Source organism: Propionicimonas sp. (genome assembly GCF_047606205.1).
In the GTDB taxonomy this organism is placed as follows: Bacteria; Actinomycetota; Actinomycetes; order Propionibacteriales; family Propionibacteriaceae; genus Propionicimonas.
In genome coordinates, this window is record NZ_JASGES010000060.1 from 1 (window position 1) to 3,535 (window position 3,535).

Genomic DNA, 3,535 nt, shown 5'->3' on the forward strand with positions numbered 1-3,535 from the left:
CGGGCGACGGCGGCGTCGCGGTCGTCCACGCTGCAGTCGAGATGCACCCAGCCGCGCGCCGGGCCGGCGTCCTCGCTGCGCTGGAACAGCAGCGGGACACGTCCCTGGCCGGGTTCGACGCGCACGAAGTGGTTGCCGGCGTCCTGCGCGACACCCCCGACGATGGCGGCCCAGAAGGCCGCCAGACGCCGCGGATCGGCCGCGTTGATGGTGACGCAGTTGACGCTGACCAGGGCCATGTCGGTTCCTCGGCCGCGGGCCGGCTACGGCACCAGGTAGCCGGCGGCGCGGTACAGCTCGTACCACTCCGGACGGGTGAGCTCCACGTCCGCGCCCTTCGCGGCGGCGGCGACGCGGTGCGGAGTGGTGGTGCCCAGCACGACCTGGGTGAGGGCGGGGTGCCGGGTGATCCACGCCACCGCGATCGCCTCTGCCGGCACCTCGTACTTCACCGCGAGCCGGTCGATCACCGCGTTCAGCTCCGGGAAGTCCGGGTTGCCGAGGAACACGCCGTTGAAGAACCCGGCCTGGAACGGCGACCACGCCTGGACGGCGATGTCGTGCAGGCGGCAGTAGTCGAGGACGCCGAGGTCGCGGCTGATCGACTGCTCGAGCCCGGCCATGTTCATCGCGACGCCCTGGGCGATGATCGGCGCGTGGGTGATCGACAGCTGCACCTGGTTGGCCACCAGCGGCTGGCGGACGTACCTCTTCAGCAGCTCGATCTGCCCCGGGGTGTGGTTGGACACACCGAACGCCCGCACCTTTCCCGCGGCGTGCAGCTCGTCGAACGCCTTCGCGACCTCCTCCGGTTCGACCAGTGCGTCCGGCCGGTGCAGCAGCAGGATGTCGATGTAGTCGGTGTCCAGCGCCGTCAGAGAGCCCTCGACAGCCTCGATCAGGTGCGCGGAGGAGAAGTCGAAGTAGGGGCCGTCGGGAACGATGCCCGCCTTGGTCTGCAGGGTGATCTCCGAACGCTGCGACGGGCTGAGCTGCAGCGCCTCGGCGAACCGGCGCTCGCAGCCGTGGATCCGGGAGCCGTAGATGTCGGCGTGGTCGAAGAAGTCGATGCCGGCGGCCAGTGAGGCGTCGAAGAGGGCGCGGACCTCCGCGTCCGTCTTCTCCTGGATGCGCATGACGCCGGTGACGACGGCGGGAACGGTGAGGTCGGTACCGGGGAGGATGAAGGTCTTCACTCAGCGCAGCCTAATCGCCGCGCGGCCGGCGGAATTGCGCACTCGACGCTCCGAAAGGCGCGAATTCGCCTTCTCGGGGGCGTCGGCAGTGCAATTCCGCAGGGCGGTTCAGCGCAGGCGCGCCTCGATCTCGGCCGCGGTGGCGGCCAGGCGGGCCAGCAGGGCGCCCGGGTCGACATCCAGCACCGAACGCCAGGTCAGGGCCACGGCCGCGGGCGTGGGCTCCGCGGCGACCCGGACGGCGAGGGACGCGAAGCCTTCGGTCACCTCCGAGTCCTCCACCGCATGGCCGAGGCGCTGCGTCACGGCCAGCACCGTACCCAGCTCGCGCAGCGTGGTCGGGCCGCGGCCGGTCCGCTGCACCAGACCGGCAGCGGACGGGTACAGCGCTCGCACCTGCGCCGGCGTCAGCCCGGCCAGGATCGCCCGTCCCGACGCGGTGAGGTGCGCCGGCAGCCGGACCCCGACGTCGCTGACCAGGCGGTCACTGCCGCGCGCCCGCTCCTCGATCAGGTAGAGCACATCCGTGCCGTGCAGGACCGCCAGGTGACCCGACAGGCCGGCGGCGTCCACCAGTCGCGCCAGCGGCACCCTGGCCAGCCGGGCGAGCGGCTCCTGCCTGCTGAAGCCCTGGCCGACCTCCCAGGCCGCGACGCCGATCCCCCACGTGCGTTCCTCCGGGTAGTGCACGACAAAGCCCTCCGCCGCCATCGCGCGCAGCAGGTGGTAGGCCGACGAACGGGGCAGCCCGAGGTCGGCGGCGATCCGCGCGGCCGGCGCCGGTGTCGCCCGTGCGGACAGGAACCGCAGCACACGCAGCGCGGCGGTGGCGGCGGGGACGGACCTCACGACCCATAGTCTCGCATCCGAGACACAGAGCGCGTCCACCCTGTTCAGCCGGGGATGGCCGTTCCCCTTCAATGGATCCATGACCGAGGTCGAGGTGGGCGGGTGCGCCGTACGGCGCGAGGACGTGGTGGCTGTGGCCCGGCGCGGAGCCCCGGTGCGGCTGTCCGCCGCCGCCGAGGCCGCGATCGACGCCGCCCGCCTCCACATCGATGCGCTGGCGAGCGCGGGCGAGGGGGTGTACGGCGTCTCGACAGGCTTCGGCGCGCTGGCCACCCGAAGCATCCCCGCACCCGAGCGGGCGCGACTGCAGCGCAGCCTGATCCGCTCCCACGCGGCCGGCAACGGCCCGGCGGTCGAGGACGAGGTCGTCCGCGCGATGATGCTGCTGCGGCTGAAGACGCTGGCCAGCGGCCGCACCGGCGTCCGGCTCTCGACGGCGCGGGCCTATGCGAGCCTGCTGAACTCCGCCCTCGTGCCCGTGGTTCACGAGTACGGAAGCCTGGGCTGCTCGGGCGACCTCGCCCCGCTCGCCCACTGCGCCCTGGCGTTGATCGGCGAGGGCGAGGTGCGCGACCACGGCACCGTCCGGCCCTCCGCCGAGGCGCTCGCCGCCCACGGGTTGGCTCCGGTCGCGCTGGCCGAGAAGGAGGGGCTGGCCCTGATCAACGGCACCGACGGCATGCTCGGCATGCTGGTGCTGGCGGTGGCCGACCTCGATCTGCTGCTCGACGTGGCCGACCTCGCCGCCGCGCTCAGCGTCGAGGGGCAGCTGGGCACCGACCGCACCTTCGCCGCCGACCTGATGGCGCTGCGTCCCCAGGTCGGGCAGGCCACGTCCGCGGCGAACCTGCGCAGATTCCTCGCCGGCTCGCCGATCGTGGCCAGCCACCGCCACGGCGACGGGGTCGTGCAGGACGCGTACTCGCTGCGCTGCACGCCGCAGGTGCACGGTGCCCTGCGCGACGCCGTCGACTACGCGCGCACGATCGCGGACCGGGAACTCGCCGCGGCGATCGACAACCCCTCGGTGCTCGAGGACGGACGCGTCGAGTCGCACGGCAACTTCCACGGCGCCCCGCTCGCACACGTCCTGGACTTCCTGGCGATCGGCGTGGCCGACGTCGCCGGCATCAGCGAGCGCCGCACCGACCGGTTCCTCGATGTGTCCCGCAACCGCGGGTTGCCGCCCTTCCTCGCCGACGACCCCGGCATCGACTCGGGCCTGATGATCGCCCAGTACACACAGGCGGGCATCGTGTCCACCCTGAAGCGCCTCGCCGTCCCCGCGAGCGTCGACTCGATCCCGTCCAGCGCGCTGCAGGAGGACCACGTGTCGATGGGCTGGGCCGCGGCCCGCAAGCTGCGCACCGCGGTCGACGGCCTCGCCCGCGTGCTCGCGATCGAGCTGCTGACCGCTGCCCGCGGCGTCGAGTTGCGGGCGCCGCTGCGTCCAGGCCCCGCCACCGGCGCGGCGAACGCCGAAGCTCGGA

General features: G+C 73.0%; 4 protein-coding genes. 1 reads left to right on the top strand and 3 read right to left on the bottom strand.

The features are described from left to right. From QM633_RS03950 to QM633_RS03960, 3 genes are all read right to left on the bottom strand, one after another. Positions 1-239, bottom strand: a 239-nt coding sequence (locus QM633_RS03950) for a VOC family protein (RefSeq protein WP_415152427.1), incomplete at its 3' end; no start/stop codon positions are given. A 24-nt stretch (positions 240-263) separates the two neighbouring features. Continuing rightward, positions 264-1,196, bottom strand: a complete 933-nt coding sequence (locus QM633_RS03955; protein ID WP_415152428.1) for an aldo/keto reductase — start codon at positions 1,194-1,196, stop codon at positions 264-266. A 108-nt stretch (positions 1,197-1,304) separates the two neighbouring features. Further along, positions 1,305-2,045, bottom strand: a complete 741-nt coding sequence (locus tag QM633_RS03960; RefSeq protein ID WP_415152429.1) for an IclR family transcriptional regulator — start codon at positions 2,043-2,045, stop codon at positions 1,305-1,307. Between the two features lie 79 nt (positions 2,046-2,124). Between QM633_RS03960 and hutH the strand changes: the two genes are divergently transcribed. Then, the coding region (gene hutH / locus QM633_RS03965) for a histidine ammonia-lyase (protein WP_415152430.1) at positions 2,125-3,535 on the top strand (1,411 nt) is incomplete at its 3' end.